The sequence below is a fragment of the Rhodococcus sp. JCM 9793 genome (assembly GCF_055380405.1).
In genome coordinates, this window is record NZ_AP043721.1 from 3,206,310 (window position 1) to 3,220,149 (window position 13,840).

12 protein-coding genes are annotated in these 13,840 nt (G+C 66.2%); all 12 read left to right on the forward strand.

Annotation, left to right across the window (positions count from 1 at the left end; genetic code table 11):
* The first annotated feature begins 32 nt into the window (after positions 1-32).
* A complete protein-coding gene (ftsW, locus tag ACZ46K_RS16905) occupies positions 33-1,493 on the forward strand; it encodes a putative lipid II flippase FtsW (protein ID WP_464749360.1) in 1,461 nt (486 codons plus the stop codon).
* Entirely contained in the window at positions 1,490-2,644 is a 1,155-nt protein-coding gene (gene murG / locus ACZ46K_RS16910; RefSeq protein ID WP_464743734.1) for an undecaprenyldiphospho-muramoylpentapeptide beta-N-acetylglucosaminyltransferase, read from the forward strand. Before ftsW ends, murG begins: the two co-directional genes overlap by 4 nt.
* Positions 2,641-4,170 (forward strand): UDP-N-acetylmuramate--L-alanine ligase, encoded by a 1,530-nt coding sequence (murC, locus tag ACZ46K_RS16915; protein ID WP_054807805.1) that lies wholly within the window; start codon positions 2,641-2,643, stop codon positions 4,168-4,170. The genes murG and murC overlap by 4 nt, the downstream gene beginning before the upstream one ends.
* A gap of 152 nt (positions 4,171-4,322) precedes the next feature.
* Positions 4,323-4,985 carry a cell division protein FtsQ/DivIB gene (locus ACZ46K_RS16920; RefSeq protein ID WP_464749362.1) on the forward strand — a complete coding sequence of 221 codons (663 nt, stop codon included), beginning with the start codon at positions 4,323-4,325 and terminating at the stop codon, positions 4,983-4,985.
* Positions 4,986-5,171: 186 nt separating this feature from the next.
* Complete coding sequence (ftsZ, locus tag ACZ46K_RS16925) at positions 5,172-6,410, forward strand: cell division protein FtsZ (protein ID WP_464743736.1); 1,239 nt, start codon at positions 5,172-5,174, stop codon at positions 6,408-6,410.
* Positions 6,407-7,141 (forward strand): peptidoglycan editing factor PgeF, encoded by a 735-nt coding sequence (pgeF, locus tag ACZ46K_RS16930; RefSeq protein ID WP_054811003.1) that lies wholly within the window; start codon positions 6,407-6,409, stop codon positions 7,139-7,141. The genes ftsZ and pgeF overlap by 4 nt, the downstream gene beginning before the upstream one ends.
* Positions 7,138-7,875, forward strand: coding sequence for a YggS family pyridoxal phosphate-dependent enzyme (locus tag ACZ46K_RS16935; protein WP_464743738.1), 738 nt, complete (start codon positions 7,138-7,140; stop codon positions 7,873-7,875). Before pgeF ends, ACZ46K_RS16935 begins: the two co-directional genes overlap by 4 nt.
* A 31-nt stretch (positions 7,876-7,906) precedes the next feature.
* Positions 7,907-8,563 (forward strand): cell division protein SepF, encoded by a 657-nt coding sequence (locus tag ACZ46K_RS16940; protein WP_464743740.1) that lies wholly within the window; start codon positions 7,907-7,909, stop codon positions 8,561-8,563.
* Between the two features lie 135 nt (positions 8,564-8,698).
* On the forward strand, positions 8,699-8,989 hold the full coding sequence (locus ACZ46K_RS16945; protein ID WP_132472883.1) for a YggT family protein: 291 nt from the start codon (positions 8,699-8,701) through the stop codon (positions 8,987-8,989).
* A gap of 153 nt (positions 8,990-9,142) precedes the next feature.
* The gene (wag31, locus tag ACZ46K_RS16950) at positions 9,143-9,997 is read left to right on the forward strand and encodes a DivIVA-like cell division protein Wag31 (protein ID WP_464743742.1); all 855 of its coding nucleotides are present in this window, start codon (positions 9,143-9,145) and stop codon (positions 9,995-9,997) included.
* 43 nt (positions 9,998-10,040) lie between these two features.
* Entirely contained in the window at positions 10,041-10,283 is a 243-nt protein-coding gene (locus ACZ46K_RS16955) for a hypothetical protein (protein WP_054806340.1), read from the forward strand.
* Between the two features lie 314 nt (positions 10,284-10,597).
* Complete coding sequence (ileS, locus tag ACZ46K_RS16960; protein ID WP_464743744.1) at positions 10,598-13,744, forward strand: isoleucine--tRNA ligase; 3,147 nt, start codon at positions 10,598-10,600, stop codon at positions 13,742-13,744.
* Positions 13,745-13,840 lie beyond the last annotated feature (96 nt).

Consider the following 13,840-nt stretch of genomic DNA (forward strand, 5'->3'; position numbering starts at 1 on the left):
CACCGACCGCGCGCGGCCGGATCGGATTGTGGATGGCGCGACCCCTCGCGTCGTTCCACCTCGTCGTGACCATCGCCGTGTTGCTCACGGTGCTGGGCCTCGTCATGGTGCTCTCGTCGTCGAGTGTGGAAGCCGTAGCGGCGGAGACCTCGCCGTACCGGATGTTCACGTCGCAGATCATGTTCGCCTGTGTCGGTTTCGTCGCCTTCTATGTCGCCTTGCAGATTCCTGTGCGCCTGATGCGCCGGTTCGCATTCCCGGCGTTCGCTGTGTCGGTGTTGCTGCTCGTACTCGTGCTGATACCCGGTATCGGAACCGAATCACAGGGCACCCGCGGATGGTTCGTCGTCGCAGGAATATCTCTGCAGCCGTCGGAGATCGCGAAGATCACGATCGCGATGTGGGGTGCACACCTGCTGGCCTCGAGGCGAGGGGAGAACTCCACCCTCAAAGAGATGATCGTGCCGCTCGTTCCCGCGGCACTCCTGGTGACAATTCTCATCGTCCTGCAGCCCGACCTCGGGACCACCGTCTCACTCGTCATCGTCGTCCTGGCCCTGCTGTGGTTCGCAGGTCTGCCTCTGAAGATCTTCGTCGGAATCGTCGGAACTGCCATCGCAAGCGCCGCCGTCCTCGCATTGACCGCCGGGTACCGTTCGGCGCGCGTCCGCGCGTTCTTCAACCCGGGCGACGACCCGCAAGGCATCGGCTACCAAGCACGACAGGCACGTTTCTCGCTCGCGGACGGCGGAATCTGGGGTCGAGGCCTCGGACAGAGTCGCGCCAAATGGAGCTACCTACCGAATGCCCACAACGACTTCATCTTCGCGATCATCGGCGAAGAACTCGGTTTCATCGGTGGCGCCGCCGTCGTCGGCCTGTTCGCGCTCTTCGCCTACGTGGGCCTGCGCATCGCGATGCGCTCGGTCGATCCGTTCCTCCGGTTGTTCACCGCCACCGCCACCGTGTGGATCATCGGCCAGGCCTTCATCAACATCGGCTACGTCGTCGGACTGCTGCCCGTGACCGGTCTTCAGCTTCCACTGGTGTCGGCCGGTGGCACCTCCACCGCCACCACCCTCCTCATGTTCGGTCTGATCGCGAACGCAGCACGACACGAACCGGAGGCGATCGCAGCGCTGCACGCCGGCCAGGACGGGCGACTGGCCCGGATCATGAAGATCCGTAGACCCGAGGCCTACCGCCCTGCGCGTGGCAACGCACGCGGTGGGTCGATCCGCGGAGCGAAGCCGCCGCGCGGCCGCGGCAACGCCGGGGCGAATGGAACCGCAGTGGCCACGCGGACGCGGCGTGCACCTGCAGCCACCGCCACTCGCCGACGCGCAGCAGACAGCACACGCGCAGGGGACACCGGGGGCGCTCGCGCCCGTGGCTCCCAATCGGAACGCACGAAGAACGGCCGCGCGACTTCGCAGAACACACGAAGGCGCGAAAGCAACGGCAGGACCGGAGAGCGAGGAAATCGTAGGTGAGTGGGGACAAGGCAGGACTGTCCGTCGTGGTGGCCGGAGGGGGTACGGCAGGGCACATCGAACCGGCTCTCGCGGTGGCCGACGCGATTCGTGAACTGATACCGGACGCCGTCGTGACGGCGCTCGGGACCTCACGTGGCCTCGAGACGACATTGGTGCCGCGCCGCGGGTACGCGCTCGAACTGATCCCCCCGGTGCCGCTGCCCCGCAAACCCACGCTCGACCTCCTCGCGCTCCCTGCGCGAGTGGTGGAGTCCGTCCGGCGCACCCGTGACGTGCTCGGCCGAGTCGACGCAGACGTCGTCGTCGGCTTCGGTGGTTATGTTGCGCTCCCCGCATACCTCGCGGCAGGAAGCGGAATGCTGCGTCGCAGACGCCGCATTCCCGTCGTCGTCCACGAAGCGAACGCCAGCGCCGGAATCGCCAACAAGATCGGCGCCCTGCGCGCCGCCCGAGTGCTCGCCGCCGTTCCCGGATCCGGCATCAGGAGGAAAGGCGAGGCCGACATCGTCGGGATCCCGGTACGCTCCTCGATCACCGAACTCGACCGCGCGTCGCTGCGCGCCGAGGCACGTCGCCACTTCGGACTTCCCGACGACGTGCCGGTGCTGCTGGTGTTCGGCGGCTCTCAGGGTGCACGGTCACTCAACGACGCAGTGGTCGGTGCCGCGGCCGGCCTCGCCGAGGCCGGCGTCGCTGTCCTGCACGCGCACGGACCGAAGAACACCGTCGACGTTCCCGCCCATCCCGGTCACGCGAAGGCGCCCTATGTGGCTGTGCCGTATCTCGAACGAATGGACCTCGCCTATTCGGCGGCGGACGCGGTGGTCTGCCGCTCCGGCGCGATGACAGTGGCGGAGGTCTCGGCGGTGGGACTGCCGGCCGTGTACGTGCCCTTACCTCACGGTAACGGCGAGCAGGAACTCAACGCCCGACCGATCGTGGCGGCAGGTGGTGGAATGATCGTGGCAGACGCCGAGCTCACGCCGGCGTTCGTGGCCGACACCGTCACGCCGTTGCTGGGTGATCCCGGTCGGCTCGCCGAGATGGGACGGAACGCGGCGGCCGCCGGGCATCGCAGTGCTGCAGCCGAAGTGGCCCGAATCGTGCTGGAGGTCGCCGGCGTGGAACCGAACAGGAGTCGAGAATGAGCGTGCAGCTGCCTGCAGAGCTTCAGCGGGTGCACATGGTGGGGATCGGCGGTGCGGGAATGTCGGGCATCGCCCGGATCCTGCTCGCTCGTGGTGGTGAGGTGTCCGGATCGGATGCGAAGGAGAGCCGAGGAGTTCTCGCACTCCGCGCGCGAGGAGCACAAGTCCGGATCGGTCATCACGCCGACGCGCTCGACCTGATCGACGGCGGACCGACCGTGGTCGTCACGACCCACGCCGCGATCCCCAAGGACAACCCCGAACTCGTGGCGGCCCGTGAGCGGGGCATTCCCGTTCTGTTGCGACCAGCAGTGCTCGCCGCCCTGATGCACGAGTACCGCACCTACCTGGTCTCCGGAACACACGGCAAGACATCGACCACGTCGATGTTGGTAGTGACTCTCCAGCACTGCGGGTTCGATCCATCGTTCGCCGTCGGCGGCGAACTCAACGAATCCGGTACCAACGCCCACCACGGCAGCGGCGACGTCTTCGTCGCGGAGGCCGACGAGAGTGACGGTTCGCTGCTGCAGTACGACCCGAACGTCGTGATCGTGACGAACGTCGAACCCGATCACCTCGACTTCTTCGGTACCCCCGAGGCATACACCCAAGTGTTCGACGACTTCATCGCCAAGATAGTCCCGGGCGGCCTGCTCATCGTCTGCCTCGACGACGCCGGGTCCGCCGCACTCGCCGAGCGCGTCGTCGCACTCGGTCGAACCGATCTCCGAATTGCCGGGTACGGCACGGCCGACGTCATCGGCACGGGCGAGACCGTCCGCGGCGTCCCGGTCGGAGTGCGCCTGCTCGCGTGGGAGGCGAAGGACATCGGCGGCGTCGCCGAATTCCATCTCGCCGGAGAAGACGCACCGCGCACCGTCCGCCTGTCGGTACCGGGTCGGCACATGGCCCTCAACGCCCTCGCAGCCCTGCTGGCAGCACTCGAGTCCGGCGCATCCGTGGACGAGGCGATCGAAGGGCTCGCCGGGTTCGGCGGTGTCCACCGGCGGTTCCAGTTCAGTGGGCGCGAACAAGGCGTGCGGGTCTTCGACGACTACGCACACCATCCCACCGAGGTGCGCGCCGTCCTCGCGGCGGCCGCGGAACTCGTGGCAGGCGAGCCGTTGCGCTATACGGAGTCCGGCACCGAGCGTCCCCGAGTGATCGTCGTGTTCCAGCCGCACCTGTATACACGCACCGAAACGTTCGCGACGGAGTTCGGCGCCGCCCTCGACCTGGCCGACGAAGTGGTGGTCCTCGACGTCTACGGGGCCCGCGAAGAACCGATTCCCGGTGTGAGTGGCGCGCTGGTCGCGCAAGCGGTCTCGAAGCCGGTGCACTACCAACCGGACCTGTCGCTCGTACCGCGCCAGGTGGCTCGCCTGAGCCGTCCCGGCGACATCGTCATCACCATGGGTGCAGGTGACGTCACGATGCTCGGACGCCAGATCCTCGATGCCCTGCACAGCAAGCCCGGCCGTTTCCGGTCGACGGGCGTCGGAAGGGAGTCGAGCGGTTCGTGACACCCGATTCCACCAAGACCACCGAACGTAGAGCGACGCGTCGCGGGCGTCCGGCGCGCGGCGAGCGCGCAACGACTCGCCGTGCCCGGCGATCCGAGCGTAACGAGGCCACCGGAGCGAGCAATGCGGCGCGCCGCCCCTCGGGCCGTTCGGTGCGTCTCCGCACGGTGCTCATCGGTGGAGTCGTGGTGATCGCCCTGCTCGCAGCGATCGTGGTGGCGTGGACCTCACCGTTGTTGTCGGTGCGCTCGGTGGAGGTGGCCGGCAACGACATCATCACCCGTGAAGATGTGCTCTCGAGCCTCGAGATCGCCGACGGGACACCGTTGCTGCAGGTGGATACGGCCGCCGCCGCGCAACGTGTCGCGTCGGCGCTACCTCGCGCCGCGTCGGTCCGGGTACAACGGGTCTACCCGTCGACCGTGCGGGTGACCATCGTCGAACGTCTCGCCGTGGTGTATTTCGACGGACCGGAGGGCACGCACTCGGTCGACGCGGAAGGTGTGGACTTCGCGGTGGAGCCGCCACCGCTGCTCACGCCCAGACTCGTCACAGGCTCTCCGGGCACCGGCGACCCCGCGACGGTGGCGGCGGTAGAGATCATCGGGCTGCTGCCACCGGAACTGGCCGTGCAGGTGCAGGAGGTCGCGGCAGGTTCGGACTCGGATATCTCCCTCACCCTGGTCGACGGCCGAGTGGTCGTGTGGGGTGGCGTGGATCGTTCGGATCGCAAGGCCGCAGTGATCCTGCCGCTCTTGACACAGCCCGGTCAGCAGTTCGATGTCGCCAGTCCGGACCTTCCGACGGTCCGGTGAGGTGGTCGGTGTGAAATTGGTGGCGTGTCGTCGGCGAGTCTGCTGGCGGATTCGGGCTGCAGTGCCATAGCGTTTCGCAACAGTCGGGTACTTGACATAACCTTCAAGCTATGGTTGAGGGTTTGCCGAGTATCCCAAGAAGATCGATCGAAGTATGAACCCGAAATCCCAGGAAGGCGAGAGCCCATGACGCCCCCGCACAACTACCTCGCCGTAATAAAGGTCGTCGGTATCGGCGGTGGCGGCGTGAACGCGGTCAACCGCATGATCGAGCAGGGACTCAAGGGAGTCGAGTTCATCGCGGTCAACACCGATGCGCAGGCACTTCTCATGTCCGATGCCGATGTCAAGCTCGATGTCGGCCGTGAATTGACCCGCGGCCTCGGTGCCGGTGCCGACCCCGAAGTCGGCCGTAAGGCTGCCGAAGACCACAAGGACGAGATCGAAGAGGTGCTCAAGGGCGCCGACATGGTCTTCGTCACCGCGGGTGAGGGCGGTGGCACCGGCACCGGTGGCGCACCCGTCGTCGCGAGCATCGCGCGCAAGCTCGGTGCTCTGACCGTCGGTGTGGTGACGCGTCCGTTCTCGTTCGAGGGCAAGCGTCGCGGTGGCCAGGCCGACACCGGCATCCAGTCGCTCCGCGAATCGTGCGACACGCTGATCGTGATCCCCAACGACCGGCTGCTCCAGCTCGGCGACGCCGCGGTGAGCCTCATGGATGCATTCCGGTCCGCCGACGAGGTCCTCCTCAACGGTGTTCAGGGCATCACCGACCTCATCACCACCCCCGGTCTGATCAACGTCGACTTCGCCGACGTCAAGGGCGTCATGTCCGGCGCGGGCAGTGCGCTCATGGGCATCGGTTCGTCGCGGGGTGAAGGACGCGCGATCAAGGCTGCGGAAGCCGCGATCAACTCGCCGCTTCTCGAGGCGTCGATGGAAGGTGCGCGCGGCGTGCTGCTGTCGATCGCCGGTGGCTCCGACCTCGGGCTGTTCGAGATCAACGAAGCAGCGTCGTTGGTGCAAGAGGCTGCGCACATCGATGCCAACATCATCTTCGGCACCGTCATCGACGACTCGCTCGGCGATGAGGTGCGTGTCACGGTGATCGCTGCGGGCTTCGACGGAGGTACCCCGGCTCGGCGCCCCGTGGAAGCAGGCCCCGGTCAGCAGCAGGGCCAGCAGTCGCAGCAGGGCCAGCAGAACCCGCAGCAGGGTTCGCGATCCGGCGCCATCGGCGCGGGTCGCGCGGGTGAGCTCGGCCGACCTGATCGTGACGGCGCCGACGAAGCGCCGGTCCGTGAGCCGGTTCCGGCGTCGGGCGGTCTTCCTCCGGCCGGCGGAGGGTCTGCGCGCTCGGTCGACGGCGACGTCGACGACGAGGGCGACGACGACGTGGACGTGCCGATCTTCATGCGGCGTTGACGGCGCCTCATCCCGGGGTACGTGCCCGCCGGGTCGTGACCACACGAACCGGCGGGGTCTCGGTCGCTCCGTACGACTCCTTCAACCTCGGTGACCACGTGGGGGACGATCCTGCAGCGGTCGCAGCCAATCGGCAGCGTCTGGCTGCGGTCATCGGATTGCCCCCCGAACGGTTCGTGTGGATGGAACAGATCCACAGCCGCAACGTCACCGTGGTGGACGGCCCGGTCACGGAGCCGGTTCCCGCGACCGATGCGCTGGTGACCACGGCGACCGGACTTGCGCTCGTCACCCTCAGCGCCGACTGTGTGTCAGTGCTGCTCTCCGACGAGGAAGCCGGTGTCGTGGCCGCAGCGCACGCGGGACGCATCGGCGCGCGCATCGGTATCATCCCGCGCGTTCTCGAGGCGATGATCGAACTCGGTGCACGCGCGGACCGGATCGGGGCATTCCTGGGTCCCGCAGCGAGCGGCCGCCGGTACGAGGTACCCGCTGCGATGCGTGACGACGTGGAAGCGCATCTTCCGGGCAGTGCAACGCGTACTGCCAAAGGCACGCCCGGGCTGGACCTTCGCGCCGGCCTGCGCAGGCAGTTGATCGAACACGGCGTCGCGGCAGTGGCCGAGGATCCGCGATGCACCATCGAGGACCCGACCCTGTTCAGTCACCGCCGAAGTGCACCGACCGGGAGATCGGCCTCCGTCGTCTGGCTCGAGGAAAATCCGCAGTGAGCGCGGCAGCGCGACAGGCCCGGCGCGATGAGCTCGCTCGCGGGCTCGACTCGGTTCGACGCCGGTTGGACGATGCGGCACGCGCCTGCGGACGTGAGCCGTCCGATGTCGGGCTACTGACCGTCACCAAGTATTTTCCGGCGTCGGACGCAGTCCTGCTGTACGAGCTGGGGTGCCGCGCATTCGGAGAATCGCGTGAGCAGGAGGCACACGCCAAGATCGAGGAGTTCCGGGCGGAGGTGCCCGACCCGACCGTGCAGTGGCACATGATCGGGCGCCTGCAACGGAACAAGGCCCGTGCCGTTGCGCGATGGGCACATGCGGTGCATTCGGTCGACAGCGTACGGCTTGCGGGAGCGCTCGCGACGGGCGCGTCGGCGGCGCTCGACGCCGGTGACCGGACGGCATCGTTGCGAGTGCTACTGCAGGTCAGTCTGGACGGCGACCCGAAACGCGGTGGCGTCCCCGCCGACGGTCTCGATGCCCTCGCGGATGCGGTGGCTGCGGCCGATGGCCTGGAGCTGGCAGGTGTGATGGGAGTGCCACCGCTCGGCGCGGACGTGGATGCATCGTTCGAGACGCTCGCGCGACTGGGGGAGCGGCTGCGGCAGCGACACCCCGAGGCACGCGAACTGTCCGCCGGGATGTCGGGTGATCTCGAACATGCCGTGCGCCACGGATCGACATGCGTGCGTGTCGGAACGGGAGTGTTGGGTTCGAGACCGTTAGCCTGAATCCAACCGCCGCGCGAGGGAAGGGCGATCTATGAGCACGCTCCACAAGTTCAAGGCCTACTTCGGAATGGTCCCGCTCGAGGACTACGAGGACGACTACCTCGACGACCCGGCAAGCGCACGTCGCGAGCGCGACTACGGTGAGCAGCCGTACGGTGCATATTCAGCGCCGCGACGAGAAGAGTACTCCGCTCCGCGTCGCGACGAGCCCGAGCGGGATTTCGCGGATGACGACTTCGATCGGTACGACCCGCCGGCGCGCAGTGCCAGGGTCGAGCCGATCACTGCCCGCGCCCCGCGTCCGGCGGCGGCTCCGGCGCGTTCTCCTGCACGGTCTACGATGGCCGCGGAGTCGCGTCTCGAGCGGACCGAAGCACGGCGCGGCGCGCTGTTCGATGAAGGAGGTCCGTTGTCGAAGATCACGACGCTGCGTCCACGCGATTATGGCGAGGCGCGCACGATCGGTGAGCGGTTCCGCGACGGGACCCCGGTGATCATGGATCTCGTCGAGATGAGCAATGCCGATGCGAAGCGGCTGGTCGATTTCGCAGCCGGATTGGCCTTCGCCTTGCGTGGGTCGTTCGACAAGGTTGCGACGAAGGTCTTCCTGCTGTCGCCTGCCGATATCGATGTGTCCGCGGAAGAGCGCCGTCGTATCGCCGAGACCGGTTTCTACAGTCAGCAGTAGTCGGCGCGGTGCCGTGCCCCCGGCAGTGCTCGTACCCTCCCTCGAACGCATACCGAACGCCCGGCGTGATGCAGATAACTGCAGGCCGGGCGTTTCGGTTTGGAAGGGTTCGGGTTCGTCGGGCAGAGTGGGCGGGTGGCCGTATTCGATGTGCTGTACTTCCTGCTGTTCATCTTCTGGCTTCTGCTGATCGGACGAATCATTGTCGAGTTCATCAGAACCTTCGCGCGGGATTGGAAGCCGACGGGATTCGTCGTGGTGATCCTGGAAGCGATCTTCACGGTCACCGACCCGCCGGTGAAGCTGCTCAGGCGCCTCATACCCCCGCTCAATCTGGGTGGGATCCGGCTCGATCTGTCCATCATGGTCTTGCTCTTCATCGTGTACTTCCTGATGGCGTTCATCCCGCGTAGCGGGGGGATCTGAGATGCGCCGCCGCGGCGCTGTCGCGGGGCCTTCGTACGCTCCGATGTGCCAGAATGGAATGCGATATACAGTGGGTTCTAATACGCGTGACGCACTGTCTGAACTACGGAACGCCTGCTTGACCGCTTATTTGACGCGTGAAGGGATCCTTCCATGCCGCTGACACCAGCTGATGTGCACAATGTCGCGTTCAGCAAGCCTCCGATCGGGAAGCGCGGATACAACGAGGACGAGGTCGATGCATTTCTCGATCTCGTCGAGCAAGAGTTGACGTCCCTGATCGAGGAGAACGCCGACCTGCGCCAGCGCGTCGCGGAACTCGACCAGGAGCTTGCCGAAGCGAAGAAGGCGCCGCGCTCAGCCGCGCCGGCATTGTCGCCGGCGAAGGCGGAACCGGCGAGGGTCGTCGAGGCCCCCAAGCCGGAGCCCACTCCGGCACCTGCCCCGGCGCCCACGCCCGCTCCGGTTGCGGCGGCTGCGCCGACCAGTGGCGATGCGAGCATGCAGGCGGCGAAGGTGCTCGGCCTTGCGCAGGAGATGGCCGATCGTCTCACCGGCGATGCCAAGACCGAAGCCGAGGAGTTGGTGCGCAACGCTCGCACGAACTCCGAGCAGCTCGTCTCGGATGCTCGTACGCGCAGCGAGGCCATGATCGCCGATGCCCGCCAGAAGTCCGACGCGATGCTCTCCGACGCACGTACACGGTCCGAGACGCAGCTCCGTCAGGCCAAGGAGAAGGCCGACGGTCTTCAGGCGGACGCCGAGAAGAAACACACCGAGATCATGGCGACGATCAATCAGCAGCGCTCCGTTCTCGAAGATCGGATCGAACGCCTCAAGACGTTCGAGCGTGAATACCGCGTGCGCCTGAAGTCGTACCTCGAATCGCAGCTGGAGGAGCTCGAGCAGCGCGGTTCCGCGGTGCCGGTGGACAGCGGTGCGGATGCGTTCAACCAGTCCAACTCGTCGTCGTTCGGTTCGTCGTCCTTTGCCAAAGGCAACAGCTGAGCGAGGCCCCGGGCCTGGTCCGCACCTCGGTTGAGGAGGTGTCGTGCTCGTCGTGACGTTGGTACTCGCAGCGATCGGATTCGGTCTTCTCGTCATTGCCTTGATGACCGGATCCATCGCGTGGGCCTGGGGTTGTATCGCAGTGTGCGTCGTCGGCGGAGTGATCCTCCTCGCGAGTTCGCTCACGTCCCGGGATTCGGCGCCTCCGGAGCAACGCACCCGTCGGCGCGCCACGCCGAGTGCGCGGCACATGCGAGGCGACGAGCAGCACGATTCACGAGAATGACCAGCACTGCCTACAATGGTCATCACGAGTACTGTTCGGTAGAGGTCAGTACCTGTAGTGCTGTTTCCCGCGCGTGCGGGATGGTGTCGATCCGGCTATCACCGGGGAGCCTTCGGAAGAACGGTGCCGAGCGAATGCGGATGCACTCGCAAGGCGCTCAGTAGAACCGAACGGGTAGGGCCCGTGACAGCCCGAATGAAGAGGCACCCGCGGAGGCTTCCGTGGCGTGCAAGCGGGGTGGTACCGCGGTGACCGCGCAGAATGCGCAGTGATCGTCCCCGTGCCGAGGAGTTGAGGCACGGAGGAGCCACGCGGTGACCGAGAACGAGAATTCCACTGCAGCGACCGGCGGGTATCCGAAGGTCGACTACGGTGTGGCCAAGGATGCCGGTGTCGACTTCCCGGATCTCGAGGAACGCGTGCTCGCGCGCTGGGACGAGGACGACACTTTCAAGGCCTCCATCGCCAATCGTGAGGGCGCCGAGGAGTTCGTCTTCTACGACGGCCCCCCGTTCGCCAACGGCCTTCCGCATTACGGACATCTGCTCACCGGCTATGTCAAGGACGTGGTTCCGCGATTCCAGACGATGTGCGGCAAGAAGGTCGACCGTCGATTCGGGTGGGACACCCATGGGCTGCCTGCCGAACTCGAAGCCGAGAAGCAGCTCGGCATCAAGGACAAGTCCGAGATCGACACCATGGGACTTGCCGAGTTCAATGCGTACTGCAAGCAGTCGGTGCTGCGGTACACCGGTGAGTGGCGTGACTACGTCACCCGCCAGGCCCGCTGGGTGGACTTCGACAACGACTACAAGACGCTCGACCTGGACTTCATGGAGTCGGTCATGTGGGCGTTCAAATCGCTGTACGACAAGGGCCTGATCTATCAGGGTTTCCGCGTGCTGCCCTACAGCTGGTACGAGCAGACGCCGCTGTCGAACCAGGAGACCCGGCTCGACGACGCGTACAAGATGCGGCAGGACCCGGCGGTCACCGTCGACATGGTGCTGCGTGCGCCGGGAACCGAACTGGACGGGGCCAACGCCCTGATCTGGACGACGACTCCGTGGACCTTGCCGTCGAATCTCGCGATCGCGGTGCACCCTGCGGTCACCTATGTCTCGGTCCGCGCGGGTGAGGACGATCAGGCGAAGACCTACCTGCTGGCGAAGGACCGGCTCGGTCACTACGCCCGCGAGCTGGGCGACCAGCCCGAGGTGCTGGCCGAGTATGCCGGTTCCGATCTCGTGGGCCTCGCATACGAGCCACCCTTCGACTTCTTCGTGGGCCGTGAGAACGCCCACCAGGTGATCGCCGCCGACTACGTGACCACCGAGTCCGGAACCGGAATCGTCCACCTCGCACCGGCGTTCGGTGAAGAGGACATGGAGTACTGTCAGCGCAACGGCATCGAACTGGTGCAGCCGCTCGATCCCGGCGGCAAGTTCACCTCGATGGTGCCGCCCTACGAGGGCATGCAGGTCTTCGACGCGAACCCCGTCATCATCAAGGACCTCAAGGCTGCCGGAAAACTCTTGCGGCACGAGACGATCGAGCATTCCTATCCGCACTCGTGGCGTTCAGGTCAGCCGCTGATCTACATGGCCGTGCCGTCATGGTTCGTGGCTGTCACTCGGTTCCGCGACCGCATGGTCGAACTGAACCAGGAGATCACCTGGGTTCCCGAGCACATCCGCGACGGCCAGTTCGGTAAGTGGCTCGAGGGTGCCCGTGACTGGAACATCAGCCGGAACCGCTACTGGGGCAGTCCGATCCCCGCGTGGGTGTCCGACGACCCCGAGTATCCCCGGCTCGACGTCTACGGTTCCCTCGACGAGCTGGAGCGCGATTTCGGCGTGCGCCCGAATGATCTGCACCGGCCGATGATCGATCAGCTGACCCGACCCAACCCGGACGATCCGACCGGGAAGTCGACGATGCGTCGCGTGCCGGAGGTCCTCGACTGCTGGTTCGAGTCGGGTTCGATGCCGTTCGCGCAGGTGCATTACCCGTTCGAGAACACCGAGTGGTTCGATTCCCATTACCCGGGTGATTTCATCGTCGAGTACAACGGGCAGACCCGCGGATGGTTCTACACCCTGCATGTCCTGGCGACGGCGCTCTTCGATCGACCGGCGTTCAAGTGCGTCGCGGCGCACGGCATCGTCCTCGGTGAGGACGGGCTCAAGATGAGCAAGTCCAAGGGCAACTATCCGGATGTCAACGAGGTGTTCGCGCGCGATGGCTCCGATGCGATGCGCTGGTTCCTCATGTCGTCGCCGATCCTGCGCGGCGGCAACCTCGTCGTGACGGAGCAGGGCATCCGCGAGGGTGTGCGGCAGGCCCTGCTGCCGCTGTGGAACGCGTGGAGCTTCCTGCAGCTCTATGCGCCGAAAGCAGGCACGTGGCGCACCGACTCGTCCAATGTGCTCGATCGGTACATCCTGGCCAAGCTCGCCGAGACCCGCGACACCGTCACCGAGGCACTCGATGTGATCGACATCGCGGGTGCCTGCGACGAGGTCCGGACCTTCTGTGACGCGCTGACCAACTGGTACGTGCGTCGGTCTCGGTCGCGGTTCTGGGATGAGGACCCCGATGCGATCGACACCCTGCACACGGTGCTCGAGGTGGTCACAAGACTTGCGGCCCCCCTGTTGCCATTGGCGACCGAGGTGATCTGGCGTGGCCTGACCGGTGGTCGCTCCGTGCATCTGGCCGACTGGCCGACGGCCACCGAACTGCCGGCCGATCCCGAACTGGTGTCGGCGATGGACAACGTGCGGTCCGTGTGTTCGACCGTGCTGTCGCTGCGTAAGGCCCAGCAACTGCGAGTGCGTCTGCCCTTGCCGCAGGTCACCGTGGCCACCCCCGGTTCCGCCGCGTTGGAGTCGTTCGTCGATCTGCTGAAGGACGAGGTCAACGTCAAGGAGGTCGTTCTGACCGATGACGTCGAGTCACACGGACGCTTCGAGGTCGTCGTCAATGCTCGCGCGGCAGGTCCGAGGCTCGGCAAGGACGTCCAGAAGGTGATCAAGGCGGTCAAGTCCGGCGACTGGAGCGAGAACGCGGACGGTACCGTCACCGCTGCGGGCATCGAACTCCTTCCGGAGGAGTTCACCACACGCCTCGTTGCCGCCGAGCCGGAGTCGACTGCTGCCTTGCCCGGCGGTGCCGGACTCGTGGTTCTCGATTCGACGGTCACCGAGGAACTCGAGGCCGAGGGTTGGGCGAAGGACCGCATCCGCGAACTGCAGGACGCGCGACGCAACCTCGGGCTCGACGTGTCGGACCGGATCTCCGTGCGGTTCGAGGCTCCGGCGGAGCGCGCTGATTGGGCTGCCCGCCACCGCGATCTTATCGCCGGCGAGGTCCTCGCAACGACGTTCGAACTCACCGCGGCGGAGAACGATCCGATCGAACTCGGCGAGGGTGTGCGCGTGTCCATCACCAAGGCGTGATTTACGCGGAGACAAGCGAAGATCCCGGTCGCTGATCGACCCGGTATCCCCGGGAGGCCCTGTGCCTTCCGGGGATACTGCTGTTTCAGCTCCGGT

What these genes read in the sequence shown, in the direction of transcription:
- ACZ46K_RS16940 (WP_464743740.1), top strand. Translation starts at nt 7,907, where the DNA reads ATGAGCACGCTCCACAAGTTCAAGGCCTACTTCGGAATGGTCCCGCTC.
- ftsZ (WP_464743736.1), top strand. Translation starts at nt 5,172, where the DNA reads ATGACGCCCCCGCACAACTACCTCGCCGTAATAAAGGTCGTCGGTATC.
- murC (WP_054807805.1), top strand. Translation starts at nt 2,641, where the DNA reads ATGAGCGTGCAGCTGCCTGCAGAGCTTCAGCGGGTGCACATGGTGGGG.
- ftsW (WP_464749360.1), top strand. Translation starts at nt 33, where the DNA reads ATGGCGCGACCCCTCGCGTCGTTCCACCTCGTCGTGACCATCGCCGTG.
- wag31 (WP_464743742.1), top strand. Translation starts at nt 9,143, where the DNA reads ATGCCGCTGACACCAGCTGATGTGCACAATGTCGCGTTCAGCAAGCCT.